This is a genomic window from Dactylosporangium sp. NBC_01737, from assembly GCF_035963215.1.
Lineage (GTDB): Bacteria > Actinomycetota > Actinomycetes > Mycobacteriales > Micromonosporaceae > Dactylosporangium.
In genome coordinates, this window is record NZ_CP109153.1 from 7,769,671 (window position 1) to 7,784,032 (window position 14,362).

Genomic DNA, 14,362 nt, shown 5'->3' on the forward strand with positions numbered 1-14,362 from the left:
CCGGCTCAGTCCCTGCGGGTACAGGTGTCCATGTCCCAGCCCGGAGGGTCGGAGTCCAGGTCGACGCCGTGCCCGTTCGGCTCGGTGAATAGCGTGAACTCGCCGGTCCGCCGGACGCCGGGCGACCCCGTGACCGCCGACGACCCTGACGCCTGCGGGGTCGGCGATGCGGTCGAGGCGGGTGTCGGCGGGACGGCGCGCACCACGACGACCGCCATCAACAGGCCCAGCGCCGCCGTGCTGGCCGCGAGCCACCACGCCCGCGGTGACATCCGCGCCATCCGCGCGAGTTGCACCAGCCACGCCGTCAGCACCACCGCCAGCACCCCGACGACCTTGTCCGTCAGCGACGCGAACGGCACGACCGACTGCACGACGGCGGCGACCGCGACGATGAGCCCGATCGCCGTCGCCACCACGTTGTCGGACGACGCGGTCGAGCGCGCGGTGGCACCCGGGGTTCCACTGCGACAGCCAGTCGATCACGTCGATCGAGCGCAACGCCCGGTGGGCGCGGTTACAGCAGGCCGGTGGTGTCCCAGATGCGGCTGGAGCTGTCCTTGCCGCCCGTGATGAGGCGCTTGCCGTCGGCGGTCACGGTCAGGCAGTCGGCGCTGCTCCACTGCGACGTCGCCAGCACCTGATACGTCTTCGCGTCCCACAGTCGCAGCCTGTTGTCCCGGTACGTGATGGTGACGATCGCGGTGCCGTTCGGGCCGTACAGCACCTCGTCGACCAGCTCCTGTCCCGTGGCGACCGCCTGGACCTCCGTGTTGGTGGTGAGGTCCCAGATGCGGAGCTTGCCGTCGGAGCCGCCGGAGGCCAGCCGCGTCGCGTCGGGGCTGAAGGAGACGCTGTGCGCACGCTCGCCGGTGTGGCCGGGCAGCGTGACCTTGACGGTGCCGGTGGCGACGTCCCAGATCCGGACCTTGCCGCTGTCCGCCGCGCCGGCGAGCAGGATGCCGGTCCGGTCGAAGGCGATGCCGCGCTGGCCGTCGCTGCCGCTGTCGAGGGTGCGCCGTTGCTTGCGGGTGGCGACGTCCCACAGCGTCACCCCGCCGTCGGCGAACCCGACGGCGAGGATGTTGCCGTCGGGGCTGAACCGGATCGACGAGCCAGGCCCGGCGTACCCGGACAACCGGCCGATCTGCGCCTTCGACGCGACGTCCTTGACGGTCACGCCGCCCTGCACGGCGAACGCGACGACCTGCGCGTCGGGGCTGAGTGCGACGCCGTCGACGGTCTTCATGACGTCTCCGGTCTGGTGGAGGATCTCCGGTTGGCTCTGGCCGGTCTGGTACAGGTGGACGCGACCGTCGAGGCTGCTGGTCGCGTACCGGGTGCCGTCCGGAGTGACGCTGACCCCGGTCACGTAGCTGTCGTTGGCGTCGTAGGTGCCGATCTCCCGGAACTCGGGCGTCGGCGGCGGCGCGGGGGAGGACGCCGTGGACGGGCCCGGGGAGGAGCCGTTGCCGTCGGGTGTGCCGGTGCCGACGCCGGGCAGGTAGATCACGCCCGCGGCCACCGCCACGGCCACGACACCGGCGACCGCTGCCCAGCGGGCCCGGCGCTTCGGCGGCTGCCGCGGCAGCCGCGGCAGATCGGGCACCGGCGCCGGTTCGGCGGCGGCGACCGGTGGGGGCAGCTCAGCGGCACCCGTCTCGTCGGACGGCATGAACTCCACCGAGGGCTCCGCGACCGGCACGGAGGAGACGACCGGCACGGGCAAAGCCGGCACGGGCAAAGCCGGCACGGAGAAGGCAGTGGACGCAGCGGGTGTGGGAGGCGTCGCGAGCAGGCTGCCCTCGGCGACGACGAGCTCGGGCCGCTCGCGGACGACCGGTACCACACCCAACGCCTGATGCAGCAGCGTCGCCGCGAGGGGGATGCGGGACGACCCGCCCACCAGGAACACCACCCGCTGCGGGGCGTCACCGGCGGCGCGGACGACCGCCCGGGTCGCGGTGACGGTGCGGTCCAGGATCGGCCGGGCGAGCTGCTCCAGCTGGTCGCGCCCGAGCGGCACGTCGGTGCCGAACAGCGGCACGTGGATGAGGGTCGAGGAGGTCCGTGACAGCATCTCCTTGCCGGTGCGCACGTCGTCCCACAACATCCTGGCCAGCCGCCGGTCCTCGCCGGTGACGGGCTGCGCGAGCCGGGCCCAGCGCTGCGGGTCCTGCGCGGCGAAGACGGTGCCGAGGTAGGCGACGACGGCCGCGTCGACGTCGAGGCCGCCGGTGTCCGCCAGGCCACGTTCGGCGAGGACCTCGAACCCGTCGGCGGCGCGGCGCACCACGGAGGCGTCGAAGGTGCCGGCGCCGAAGTCGTACACCACGATGTGCGAACCGACAACGAGGCCTTCGGCGAACGCGTGGGCGGCCGCGACGGGCTCCGCGACCAGCGTGGCGTCGGTGAACCCGGCGGCGGCCGCGGCGGCGCTCAGCAGCCCGCGGCGGGTCGGGCCCCAGCTCGCCGGGCAGGTGACCGTCACGTCGTGCACGGGTCCGCCGGCGACCCGTGCGGCCTCGGCGGCAACCCGCCGGAACACGGCGGCGACCAGGTCCACCGCGTCGACCTCGACCCCGCCGAGCAGGACGGTGCCCTCGTCGATGACGCGTTTCGGGTTGGGCTCGAAAGCCTCCGGCAGCGCCCTTGCCGCGTGCAGCGCGTCGCGGCCGACGAGCAGCTCCCCGTCCGCGGTCCGGCACACCGCCGACGGCAGCAGCTCCGCGCCGTCGAACAGCAGCGGCCTGGGCCGTTCCCCACCGGTGGCGAGGACCGCGACGGTGTTGGAGGTGCCGAAGTCGATGCCGAGCCGCGTGCCTGTCACAGCAGGACTATATGGTCATCTTCTGCCACACCGGCACCGGCGGCGGCCGCGCCCGGCCGTGCCGGGTCGTGGTCGACGACCTCGATGCGTTTCGTCATGGTGCCGTCATCGAACGCCTAGAAGTGGCCGGTGAAGCTGCTCGGCCAGGTGGTGACGTGCGGGGACGGCGACGGCCGGTCGCGCGGCGGCTCCTCGGGCGGCCACGGGTCAGGGCGGCCCGCCCGCTGCGCGACGGTCCGGAAGTGCTCGTGCGCATACCGGTACCGCCGCTCGGCGAGGACGGCGGGCAGTTGCGTGCCGTCCGGGTCCTCGTCGTCGTACCGGTCGAACTGCCCGGTGAGGAACAGCAGCGGGAGCAACGGCTGGTCGTCGTCCTCGGGGAGGTAACCCGCGGCGACCACGGTCGCGGCGGCCTCCGGCTCGAGCTGCGTCGCGCGGTCCAGCAGCGCCCGTCGCATCCACCGCCGCCTGAGGTCCTCGACCGAGGGTCTGCCCAGCGGGCCGAGGTCGCGCAGGGACCGCCGCACGGCCGCGGCCACGTCGTCCGGCAGGTCCGTGCCGAGGACCGCGAGGACCCGGTCGACGACGGTGGCCTCGTCGATGCCGGACCTGTCGGCGGAGCACGCCGACTGCAGGACCCGGGCGTCCGGATCGGCCGCCCGGTAGGCCGCGAACTGCCGGGTGAGCAGCAGGAAGACCGGGACCCAGGCCGGGTGGGACGGGCGGTGCCCGGCGTCGCGGACCGCGGCGACCGCCTCGGCGTCACCGAGCATCGCCCGGTCGCAGAGCATCGCGACGGCCGGCAGGTCACGCAGCGCGCGGCGGCACCGGTCGTGGACCTCGCCGGGCAGCCACATGCCGAGGTACTCCAGCAGCCGCTCGGCCAGGGCGTCCTGGTCGAGCGCCGGCAGCAGATCCAGCCGGTCCTTGAGCAGTGCGAGCAGCACCAGGTCGACGTCGCCGGGCCCGGCCGGCGGCCGGGGCAGGTTCGGGTTGGCGGAGACGATCCGCAGCAACGCGTTCGGCTCGCCGCGCAGCCACAGGTTGCAGCGGGTCTCGTGGCCGGGCGGTGCCGCGTCGAGGTAGGTCGGGCCCGGCCGCCCGCGCGGCCGGAAGGCGGTCTCCAGAGCGTCCAGCAGGCCGGGCTGGTCGGTGGCGGACAGCAGGTCGGCGAGGCGCCGGCGCAGGTCCGGGTCGGGGAAGCGCAGCGCCGCCTCGACCAGCCGCCGCACCTGCGGGTCGCCGTGGTACACACCGGCGGGCGGGTCGTCGGCGGTCTGCGGCAGGCAGGTGGTCAGCCGGACCCGCGGCAGGTACGGCGATGTCGGGTCGGGCTGGAGCAGGAACTCCAGCACCGGCGCGACCTGCTCGGGCCGCTCGTGGTTGCCGAACCTGAAGGACGCCGCGGTGAGCAGGAACCATGCGCCGCGCCAGACCTGCTCGCGGTCGTCGCCGCCGCCCGCCCACCACCGGTCGATCCGCTCCCGGGCGCGGCTGTCACCCTCGTACACGGCGGCGGCCAGCACGTCCTGGTGGCGCTGCGGGGCACGCCGTCGACGAAACAGCATCCATCCATGATGCGCCGACCGCACAACCCCGGTTGTTCACCGGTTGTTCATTTACCGGAAACGATGCAATAATTCGCGCCTATCGATCAATGGCAGATCGGAGCGGGGGCGCGCGCATGGCCGGAGCCGGCACACCGTCGCGGCGCCCGCTGCTGGCCTGGGCGTTCCTGATGCCGTCCGTCGTGGTGTTCGGGCTGTTCATCTTCTGGCCGTTGGGCCGGTCGCTGTACCTGTCGACGCACGGCAGCGACCTGTTCGGCGGCGCCGGACGGTTCACCGGGCTGGACAACTACCGCGACCTGTTCACCGCCGACGGCTTCGGCAAGGTCCTGGTCACGACCGCGCTGTTCACGCTGCTGTCGGTGCTGCCGTCGGTGGCCGGGGCGCTGCTCATCGTGCTGCTGCTGGAGTCGCGCATCCGCGGGACGCGATTCTTCCGCACCGCGTTCGCGCTGCCCTTCGCGTTCTCCGTGGCGACCGCGTCGGTGGTGTTCGCGATCATCTACAACCCGGCGATCGGCGTCGCCAACGGCCTGCTCGGGCAGGTCGGCGTCGACCGGGTCCAGTGGCTGACCGACCCGGACATCGCGCTGCCCGCACTGTGCGCCACGACGGTCTGGATGAGCCTCGGGTACAACGTGCTCGTGCTGTCCGCGGGCATCGGCGCCATCCCGCCGGAGGTGGTGGAGGCCGCCCGCCTCGACGGCGCCACCGGGTTCGCCCTCGCCCGCCGGATCACCGTGCCGCTGCTGTCGCCGCAGCTGTTCTTCCTCGTCGTGGTCACCACGATCCACGCGTTGCAGAGCTTCGGGCAGATCCACATCCTCACCAAGGGCGGACCGGACCGGGCCACCACCACCCTCGTCTACTCCATCTACACCGAGGCGTTCGCCTATGGCTCGTCGGACTACGGCGCGGCCAGCGCCCAGGCGGTCGTGCTGCTGGTCATCGTGCTCGCCTGCACCCTGGTGCAGTTCCGGGTGCTCGAACGACGGGTGCACTACCGATGAGGCGCGCCGCGGTCTCCGCATTGCTCGTCCTGCTCGCGGTCCCGGTGCTGTTCCCGGTGTACTACGCCGTCGCCGGCTCCGTGATGACGCTGCGCGAGCTGGCCGTGTACCCGCCCGCGCTCGTGCCCGGCGGGCTGCACCTGGGCAACTTCGGCGCCGTGCTCGACGCAGTCCCGCTCGGCCGGCAGTACCTCAACTCGGCGCTGCAGACCGGTGTCATCACCCTCGCGCAGCTGTGCACCAGCATCCTGGCCGGGTACGCCTTCGCGTTCCTGCCGATGCGGGCCCGCGCGCTCACGTTCGGGCTGTTCCTGTCGACCCTCATGGTGCCGTGGGAGTCGATCATCATCCCGAACTTCCTCACCATCTCCGACTGGGGCCTCATCCGCGGCCCCCTCACGTACGTCGGGCTGGTGCTGCCGTTCCTCGCCTCGGCGTTCGGCACGTTCCTGTTCCGCCAGGCGTTCCTGCAGTTCCCGACGGAGCTGCGCGACGCCGCCGTCGTCGACGGCTGCGGCCACGGCCGGTTCCTGGCGCGGATCCTGATCCCGCTGTCCCGGCCGACGATCGCGGCGGTCGGCGTGTACGTGTTCCTGTCCGCGTGGAACCAGTACTTCTGGCCGCTGATCCTCGTGCGCGACCCGCAGTACCAGACGCTGCAGATCGGCGTGTCACAGCTCAACGACGCCGAGGCCGCCGACCCGGGGCTGATCCTCGCCGGTGTCGTGCTGTCGCTGATCCCCACGCTCGCCATCGTCATCTTCGGGCAGCGGTACATCGTGCGCGGGCTGACCGCCGGGGCGCTGCGCTGAACCAACAGCAAGGAGGAAGCGCATGATCACACTCTCCGTCCGCCGGTTCGCCGTCGCCCTGCTCGTCGCCGGTGCCGCCCTCAGCGGATGCGGCGGCGACGACGCACCCGCCGGCGACGCGTCCGGTGTACCCGGGCGGGACGTCCTGGACAAGGCGACCGGCAAGGTCACCATCGAGTTCTGGCACTCGATGCGCGGCGCGAACGTCGAGGCGATCGACTCCCTCGTCGCCGGCTTCACCAAGCAGTACGGCGACAAGATCGAGGTCAAGCCCGTGTTCCAGGGCTCCTACGACGAGACGGTCGCCAAGTACAAGACCGCCGTGCAGCAGAAGAACACCCCGGCCCTGGTGCAGATCTACGACATCGGCACCCGGTTCATGATCGACTCGAAGCAGACCGTCTCCGTGGCCGGGTTCTTCGACAAGGACGGCACCGGACCCGCCGACATCGAGCCCAACATCGCCAGCTACTACTCCGTGGACGGCAAGCTGCACTCGATGCCGTTCAACTCCTCGACGCCGCTGCTGTACATGAACAAGGAGGCGTTCGAACGGGCCGGTCTCGACCCGGCGAAGCCGCCGACCACCCTCGACGAGCTCACCGACTACGCCAGGAAGCTGACCGTCCGCGACGCCGGCGGCAAGGTCACCCAGTACGGCTTCGGCGCGGCCATCTACGGCTGGCTGCTCGAACAGCTCCTCGCCACCGACGAGCAGGAGTACTGCGACCAGGGCAACGGCCGCACCAAACTGGCGACCAAGGTCCAGTTCGACTCGCCGGCCGCGGTCCGGGTCGCGCAGTGGTGGGCCGACCTGGTCCGCAACGGCTACGCCACCAACACCGGCCGCAAGACCGACGACGCCCAGGCCGCCTTCAAGTCCGGCAACGTCGCCATGCACCTGGAGTCCACGTCGGTGCTGCGCGGCTACGTCGACGCGGCCAAGGGCAGGTTCACCGTCGCCACCGCGCCGTACCCGAAGATCAGCGCCGCCTCCACCGGCGGCCCGATCATCGGCGGCGCCTCCCTGTGGATCAGCGGCCCCGGGCACAGCGCCCTGGAGCAGCGCGCCGCGTGGGAGTTCGCGAAGTTCGTCTCGCAGCCGGCCCAGCAGGCGCAGTGGCACGTCGGCACCGGCTACGTGCCGGTCAACCGCAAGGCCCACGACGAGACCGTCACGAAGGACTGGCGCGCGAAGTATCCCCAGTTCGGCACCGCCGTCGACCAGCTACACGCCCGCCAGCCCTCGGTCGCCTCCTCCGGCTGCCTGCTGGGCGTCATGCCCCAGGCCCGCAAGGCCAGCGAGGACGGTCTCGAACAGGCGATCCTGGGCTCGAAACCGGCCGAGCAGGCAATGAAGGACGCCGCCGCAAGCGTCAAGAAGGACATCGACAACTACAACGCCGCGGTGCGATGAGTCGGAGGCCGGCCCGGCACGGACGGCGGGGTGTGACGCAGTGAAGCCAATGATGCCGTCCAGCCCGAGGTGAATTCACCAGTCACGACGGTGCTGGTCAGCCGGGCGCGCTCGGCTGACCAGTGTTGTCGCCCGGCGTTGTCGTTGCGCCATGTTGCTGGCCAAGGGACAGAACGCCCCGAGCGTCGAATCGGTCGCGCGCTCGGTCTGCGGTCTGCGGTCCGGTCGCAACGGGACGGCGTTACCGTAGGCGCGATCGGGCACCGATGAGTAATGGCGCCGGCAGTCGTCTGAGTACTGACGGGTGAACGCGGGGCGCACGGCAAGGGAGAGCAACGAGATGAGACCACTTCGATACTCGATCAACGTCACGCTCGACGGCTGCTGCCATCACGAGGCAGGGCTCCCGCCGGACGAGGAGTCGATGCGCTACTGGACCGCTGAGATGGAGCGAGCCGATGCCCTGCTGTTCGGCCGGGTGACCTACGAGATGATGGAGTCGGCGTGGCGGAAGCCGGCCACGGGCGCGTGGCCCGACTGGATGGGTGAGTGGCAGATCCCGTTCGCCGAGGCCATCGACCGCGCGAAGAAGTACGTCGTGTCGAGCAAGCTGAGCGGGGTCGACTGGAATGCCGAACTGGTGCGAGCCGACCTGGGGCAAGCGGTTCAGCGGCTCAAGCAGGAGCCGGGCGAGGGCCTGTGGGTGGGTGGCGTGACGCTCCCCCTGGCGTTGGCAGATCTGGGACTGATCGACGAGTACGAGTTCCTTGTGCAGCCGGTCCTTGCCGGACACGGGCCGACGTTGCTCGCCGGTCTGCGCGAGCGCATCCAGCTCGAGCTCGTGGACCGCCATGAGTTCCGGTCGGGGGCGGTCGCCGTGCGATACCGGCCCACGCGAGGTGCGGCTTGACGTGATTTGTCCTGGCACGTCGGCCGCTCCCTCGCGCAGCTTCAATTCGAGGGTGGTCCACCTCCGCCACCGGGCAGGACCCGGACGGCCGCCGGTCCAGCCGAACCGCCACGCTTGAGCAGTGCCGCGACCAGACCTTTCGTAGGATTTCAGAGACGTTCGTCCGCACCCGGGCCGGCACGACGAGGCGCTGACGGAGTTCGAGGTGCTGCTGGCGGTCCAGCGGGAGCCCCGCCGGAGCAACCTTCCACGGCGTCTGGCACGTTGATGCGACGGTGTCGTGGTCGGAGGGACGGGGCGATGGGCTTCATGGCGCGGGTGGGCGGTTGGTGTTTCCGGCACCGCTGGTGGGTGCTGGGCGTCTGGTTGCTCGCGGTCGTCGGTGGTGTCCTGGCCGCCGGGCCGCTGCTCGACTCGATCTCCGAGGGCAACAGCGTGCGCAAGAAGGTCGAGTCGATCGAGGCGTACGACCTGCTCAGCACCGCCGAGGACTCCTCCGGGCAGGTCGTGGCGCTGGTCGACGCCGTCGACCCGGCCGCCGCCGACGTCCGCGGCGCCGTCGACGCGGCAGCGGCGCGGCTGCGCGGCGTCGAGCACGTCCGGAAGGTCGAGGCGACCGCCGTGTCGACCGACGGCCGGGCGCTGCTGGTCGTGGCGACCCTGGAGCAGGTCGACAAGCCGACCCGCAACGCCGCCGTCGACCGGGTCGAGACCGAGTTCGGCCGCCTCGCCGCCGAACTGCCCGCCGGCGCCGACGTGCGCGTCGGTGGCTCCGCCACGATCAGCCGCGACTCCGGGCGGACCCTCGCCGAGGACCGGAACCGGGCCGAGCTGCTGTCACTGCCACTCACCCTCGTCGTGCTCATCATCGTGTTCGGCGGCATCGTGGCGGCCGGTGTGCCGGTCCTCGCCGCGATCGTGTCCGTCGCCGCGGTGTTTCCCGTCCTGTACGTGTTCACCACGTTCACCGACGTCGACAACAATGCGCTGACCGTCGCGTCGCTGCTCGGCCTGGGGTTGTCCGTCGACTACGGGCTGCTGCTCGTGGCCCGCTACCGCGAGGAGCTCGCCGCCGGGTTCACCCCCGACGTCGCCATCGGCCGGGCCTGGGCGACCGCCGGGCGCACGATCCTGTTCAGCGCGCTCACCGTCGCCGCCGCGCTCGCCGGTCTCCTCGCGTTCTCGGTGCGGCAGCTCACCGCGCTCGGCGCCGCCGGCGTGTCGATCGCGCTGGTCGCCATGCTGGTGTCGCTGACGTTCACCGCCGCGCTCATCGGGCTGGCCCGCCGCCGCCTCAAACCCGCCCGCAAGCCCGACGGCGACGAGGCCGGCCGCGGCTTCTTCGCCGCCCTCGCCGCGTTCGTGCAACGCCGCGCGGCGCTCGTCGCCGTGCTCACCGCGGCGCTGCTGCTCGCCGCCGGGCTGCCGCTGCTGTCCGCGACGGTGAAGCTGCCCGGCCTGGACGGCATCCCGCGCAGCGTCGAGTCGGTGCGGGTCGCCGACGAGATCAAGATCCGTTTCGGCCGTTCGTTCGCCCCGGCGGTCACGCTCATCGCCCGGACCGGCGCGGCCGACCTCGACGCGTACGCCGCCCGCTGGTCCGCCGACCCGGCCGTCGGCAGGGTGCAGCCGGCGAAACCCGTCGGATCGGGCCTCGCCGCCGTCGAGCTGAACCTCCGCGGCGGCCCGCAGGACGACGCCGCGCAGGACCTGGTGCGCCGCATCCGAGCCGACCGCCCCACCGGCGTGCAGTCCTGGGTGACCGGTGACGCCGCGGTACTGGTGGACCTCGTCGACCTCATCGTCGACGACCTGCCCCTCGCCCTGGGCATCACCCTCACCGCGATGCTCGTGCTGCTGTTCGCCATGACGGGCTCGGTGGTCGTACCGGTGAAGGCGATCCTCGCCAACGTCGTGTCCCTGGGCGCGACGCTCGGCGTGATGGTCGCCGTGTTCGAGCACGGCTGGCTCTCCGGGGTGCTCGGCACCCTCACCGTCGGCGGCCTGGACCCGTTCGTCGTGGTCATCCTGTTCGCGTTCGCCTTCGCCCTGTCCATGGACTACGAGGTGTTCCTCCTCGGCCGGGTCAAGGAGTACGTCGACGCCGGCGACGACACCGACACCGCCGTCCGGCGCGGCCTGCAGCATACGGGCCGGGTCATCACCTCCGCCGCGTTGCTCATGGTCATCGTGTTCGGCTGCTTCGCCGCGGCGAAGATGGGCAGCATCGAACAGATCGGCCTCGGCCTCACCACCGCCGTCCTCATCGACGCGACCGTGGTCCGCTGCCTGCTCGTCCCGGCCACGATGACGCTGCTCGGCCGCTGGAACTGGTGGGCCCCGGCGCCGCTGCGGCGCCTGCACCGGCGGATCGGCCTGAAGGAGCTGACCCTGCCACCGGCCGAGACCCCGGCGAACGTCCCGGCCCTGAGCGGTGCCGCCCGCGGTGACGCCGACGGGTGAGCACGCCGGGTCAGTCGTCGTCGATGTGCTGCCGCGTCCGTCAGGACGGGGCGTCCGCCGGGGCGACCTGCGGCTGCGGCGGGCGCCCGCTCCTGCCGAACAGGACGTCCCACCAGCGCCTCGCCTCGGCGATGCAGGAGCAGCTCGGACGCGGCGACCCGCAGCCCCAGCACCTCGGCCTCGTTCAGCGCGGTCTCGAGCCCTACCCGCGCCTGCGCAACCCAGTCCACGTCGGCATCATCCCGGCGGCGTGTCCTTCCCGCACCGCGATTTCCCGGGCCGCGCCGCCGGCCTCACCGAAGCGCGCAGGTGACGGCTGTGACGGGCTGGTTCTGACCGTCGACGACCAGGCCCCAGCTGGTGGAGCCGGCCGCGGGGATGACCGCGTTGTACGGCTGGTTCGTCGCGGTCACCGTGGCGCCGGTCTGGGTCGTGACGGCGTTCCAGGAGCTGGCGACGCGCTGCGTGCCGGCGAAGGTGAACGACACCGTCCAGCCGGTCGACGCGGCGCTGCCGGTGTTGCGGACGGTCACCGCGGCCTGGTACCCGCTGCCCCACGTGCCCGTGACGGCGACGGTCGCCGCGCAGCCGCCCGTGGGCGCGCTGGCCGAGGCCGAGGGCGACACCGAAGCCGAGGGCGACACCGAAGCCGAGACCGACGCCGACGGTGAGGACGACGCGCCGCCCGTGGTGTACGTCGCCTTCGTGTACGCCGCGCCGCACTGGGCCGAGCACGCATCCGGCAGCGCGAAGCTGTACTCCCGGCCGCCGAACAGCAGCGCGTCGGATGCGTCCCGCACCCGGATCCGGAACTGCGTGCCGCCCGAGGTCGTGCCGCCGATCACGTACGACTGGCCCATGTCGCCGTTGAGCTGCGCGGACTTCCAGGCCCCGTCGGCGTAGTACTCGACGCCGTGGATGCCGTTGGGCAGGCGGGACACGGCGATCGCCGGCCACCAGCGCTGCGCCCCGCTGAGGAAGCCGATCTGGATGTCGCCGGAGTAGGCGGGCGCGGGGATGAACGACCAGTCCACGTGCCGGTTGTTCCAGTGGTTGGGGAACAGGTCGCCCAGCGGCGCCCCGTTCTTCACGAACCGGTTCAGCGACGCCTTCGACAGATCCAGGTGGTACGGGTCGTCGCGGCACCACGAGTTCGCGTCACCGCAGCTGTCCGCCACGATCATGTTCAGCACGCCGCCGTTGTACGCGTCCGACACCCACGACCCGTTGCGGCAGAACGCCTGGCCGAGCGCGCCGTCGTTGGTGCCCGAACAGTAGTCGGCGACCTTCACCTGCACCCAGCGCCCGCAGTTGCGGCCGTTGTTCCACAGGCCCATCTTGTCGGCCATCGACGCCGGCAGCGGCCGGGTGTAGAACGTGCCGTCGCCGGGGGTGTTGAAGACGTTGAGCGCGACGAAGTCCTGCGTCTCCAGCTCCGACTGCGGCAGCCCGCAGCCCCCGTAGGGCGAGCCGAGCCCGTCGAAGTAGGTCGCGTTCCCGGTCACCGGTGCGCTCGGCTCCGGCACCGTCGCCTGCGCGGCGGGCTGCAGGTACAGCACGAGCAGGACGGCACACGCACCGATCGCACCCAGGACGGCCAGCCTCTTCGTCATGTCGCCAACGGTTCAGCCGCCCGTACCCACCCGTCAACGATCGCCGCCCGCCACCGCCCTGACCTCCACCCACCCCCGAAACTTCCACGCGACGCCAGGCCCGTGCGAGAGCGGCGGATGCCCGCCGTGGATGCGCGACCGTCGCGGCTGAGCTGTTGCCTGCGGCAGGGACGTGTGTCGATACTTGGGGTATCCGCCGCACTTTCCCTTGGAGGACCCGTGCCGCGCTACCGGCCGCTGGCTGCCGTCCTGTCGACCCTTGTGCTCGCGACGCTGACCACGACGGCGGCCGTACCGGCCACGGCTGGCACGCCCGGGCCGAAGACCGTCATCGCCAACCTGTTCGAGTGGAACTGGACGTCGGTCGCATCGGAGTGCACCACCGCCCTCGGCCCGCGCGGGTACGGCTACGTGCAGGTCTCCCCGCCGCAGGAGCACGTGCGGGGTCAGGAGTGGTGGGTCGCGTACCAGCCGGTCAGCTACCGCATCGAGTCGCGCAAGGGCACCCGGGCGCAGTTCCAGTCGATGGTCAGCGCCTGCCACGCGGCGGGAGTCAACGTGATTGTCGACGCGGTCGTGAACCACATGGCCAACACCGACAAGAGCGGCCCGGGCTGGGCCGGTTCCGCCTGGACGCACTACGACTACCCCGGCACGTACCAGACGCAGGACTTCCACCACTGCGGGCGCAACGGCAACGACGACATCGTCAACTACGGCGACCGCTACGAGGTGCAGAACTGCGAGCTGGCGAACCTGGCCGACCTCGACACCGGCGCCACGTACGTGCGGGACCGGCTCGCCGGCTACCTCAACGACCTGCTGTCGCTGGGCGTCGACGGTTTCCGCATGGACGCCAGCAAGCACATGCCCGCCGGTGACATCGCCGCCCTGCGGTCCAGGCTGTCCCGGCCGGTGTACATGGTGCAGGAGGTCATCTACGGCGCCGGCGAACCGATCGGGCCGCTGGAGTACACCGGGAACGGCGACGTGCACGAGTTCCGGTACGGCAAGGACCTCGCCCGGGTCTTCCGCAGCGAGCGGCTCGCGTACCTGACCAACTTCGGCGAGGGCTGGGGCTACATCCCCAGCAACGTCGCCAACGTGTTCGTCGACAACCACGACACACAGCGGGACGTCCCCGGCACGTTGACCTATCGCGACAACGGCATCTACGCCTTGGCCAACGCGTTCATGCTGGCCTGGCCCTACGGGTCGCCCACGGTCATGTCCAGCTACGAGTTCACCGACCGGAACCAGGGCCCGCCGTCGGACTCGTCCGGACGCACCAACAACAGCACCTGTTACACCGGCGGCTGGCGGTGCGAGCACCGCTGGCCGGTCATCGCGAACATGGTGGGATTCCGCAATGCGGTCGCCGGCACCGGCGTCGTCAACTGGTACGACAACGGCTGGCAGCACATCGCGTTCGGCCGCGGCAGCGCCGGCTACATCTCCATCAACGACGAGGACTTCGCGGTCACCGGACGCTCGTACCACACGAACATGCCGGCCGGTCGCTACTGCGACGTGATCCACGGCGAGAAGAGCGGCAGCAGCTGCACGGGCCCCGTCATCACCGTCGACGGCGGCGGCTGGTTCCGCACGGACATCGCAGCCCACGACGCCGTGGCCATCCACGCCGGCGCCCGCATCTCCTGACCCGGCACACTGACCTCTGCCGATGAGCGGTCGGCAGAGGTCAGGCTCCGGCAACAACTGCATTGCCCCTGTCCGGG

The 14,362-nt window shown here is 71.5% G+C and carries 10 protein-coding genes; 6 read left to right on the top strand and 4 right to left on the bottom strand.

Annotated elements, in window-relative coordinates; translation table 11 throughout:
* Window positions 1–5: 5 nt before the first annotated feature.
* From OHA72_RS35455 to OHA72_RS35465, 3 genes are all read right to left on the bottom strand, one after another.
* Entirely contained in the window at window positions 6–416 is a 411-nt protein-coding gene (locus tag OHA72_RS35455) for a hypothetical protein (protein ID WP_327000408.1), read from the bottom strand.
* Window positions 417–517: 101 nt separating this feature from the next.
* Window positions 518–2,830, bottom strand: coding sequence for an Hsp70 family protein (locus tag OHA72_RS35460; RefSeq protein ID WP_327000409.1), 2,313 nt, complete (start codon window positions 2,828–2,830; stop codon window positions 518–520).
* Between the two features lie 116 nt (window positions 2,831–2,946).
* A complete protein-coding gene (locus OHA72_RS35465) occupies window positions 2,947–4,398 on the bottom strand; it encodes a hypothetical protein (protein WP_327000410.1) in 1,452 nt (483 codons plus the stop codon).
* A 116-nt stretch (window positions 4,399–4,514) separates the two neighbouring features.
* On the opposite strand from OHA72_RS35465, the gene OHA72_RS35470 reads away from it, so the two are divergent.
* From OHA72_RS35470 to OHA72_RS35490, 5 genes are all read left to right on the top strand, one after another.
* Window positions 4,515–5,408 (top strand): carbohydrate ABC transporter permease, encoded by an 894-nt coding sequence (locus OHA72_RS35470; protein ID WP_327000411.1) that lies wholly within the window; start codon window positions 4,515–4,517, stop codon window positions 5,406–5,408.
* Entirely contained in the window at window positions 5,405–6,220 is an 816-nt protein-coding gene (locus OHA72_RS35475; protein ID WP_327000412.1) for a carbohydrate ABC transporter permease, read from the top strand. Before OHA72_RS35470 ends, OHA72_RS35475 begins: the two co-directional genes overlap by 4 nt.
* Before the next feature lie 22 nt (window positions 6,221–6,242).
* Window positions 6,243–7,637: an ABC transporter substrate-binding protein gene (locus OHA72_RS35480; RefSeq protein ID WP_327000413.1), complete on the top strand. Its 1,395-nt coding sequence runs from the start codon at window positions 6,243–6,245 to the stop codon at window positions 7,635–7,637.
* 340 nt (window positions 7,638–7,977) lie between these two features.
* Complete coding sequence (locus OHA72_RS35485; RefSeq protein ID WP_327011731.1) at window positions 7,978–8,547, top strand: dihydrofolate reductase family protein; 570 nt, start codon at window positions 7,978–7,980, stop codon at window positions 8,545–8,547.
* Window positions 8,548–8,847: 300 nt separating this feature from the next.
* Complete coding sequence (locus tag OHA72_RS35490) at window positions 8,848–11,010, top strand: MMPL family transporter (RefSeq protein ID WP_327000414.1); 2,163 nt, start codon at window positions 8,848–8,850, stop codon at window positions 11,008–11,010.
* Window positions 11,011–11,303: 293 nt separating this feature from the next.
* Here the strand turns inward: OHA72_RS35490 and OHA72_RS35495 are convergent, their stop codons facing one another.
* The gene (locus OHA72_RS35495; protein WP_327000415.1) at window positions 11,304–12,623 is read right to left on the bottom strand and encodes a cellulose binding domain-containing protein; all 1,320 of its coding nucleotides are present in this window, start codon (window positions 12,621–12,623) and stop codon (window positions 11,304–11,306) included.
* 219 nt (window positions 12,624–12,842) lie between these two features.
* On the opposite strand from OHA72_RS35495, the gene OHA72_RS35500 reads away from it, so the two are divergent.
* Window positions 12,843–14,285: an alpha-amylase gene (locus OHA72_RS35500; RefSeq protein ID WP_327000416.1), complete on the top strand. Its 1,443-nt coding sequence runs from the start codon at window positions 12,843–12,845 to the stop codon at window positions 14,283–14,285.
* The last annotated feature ends 77 nt before the right edge of the window (window positions 14,286–14,362 follow it).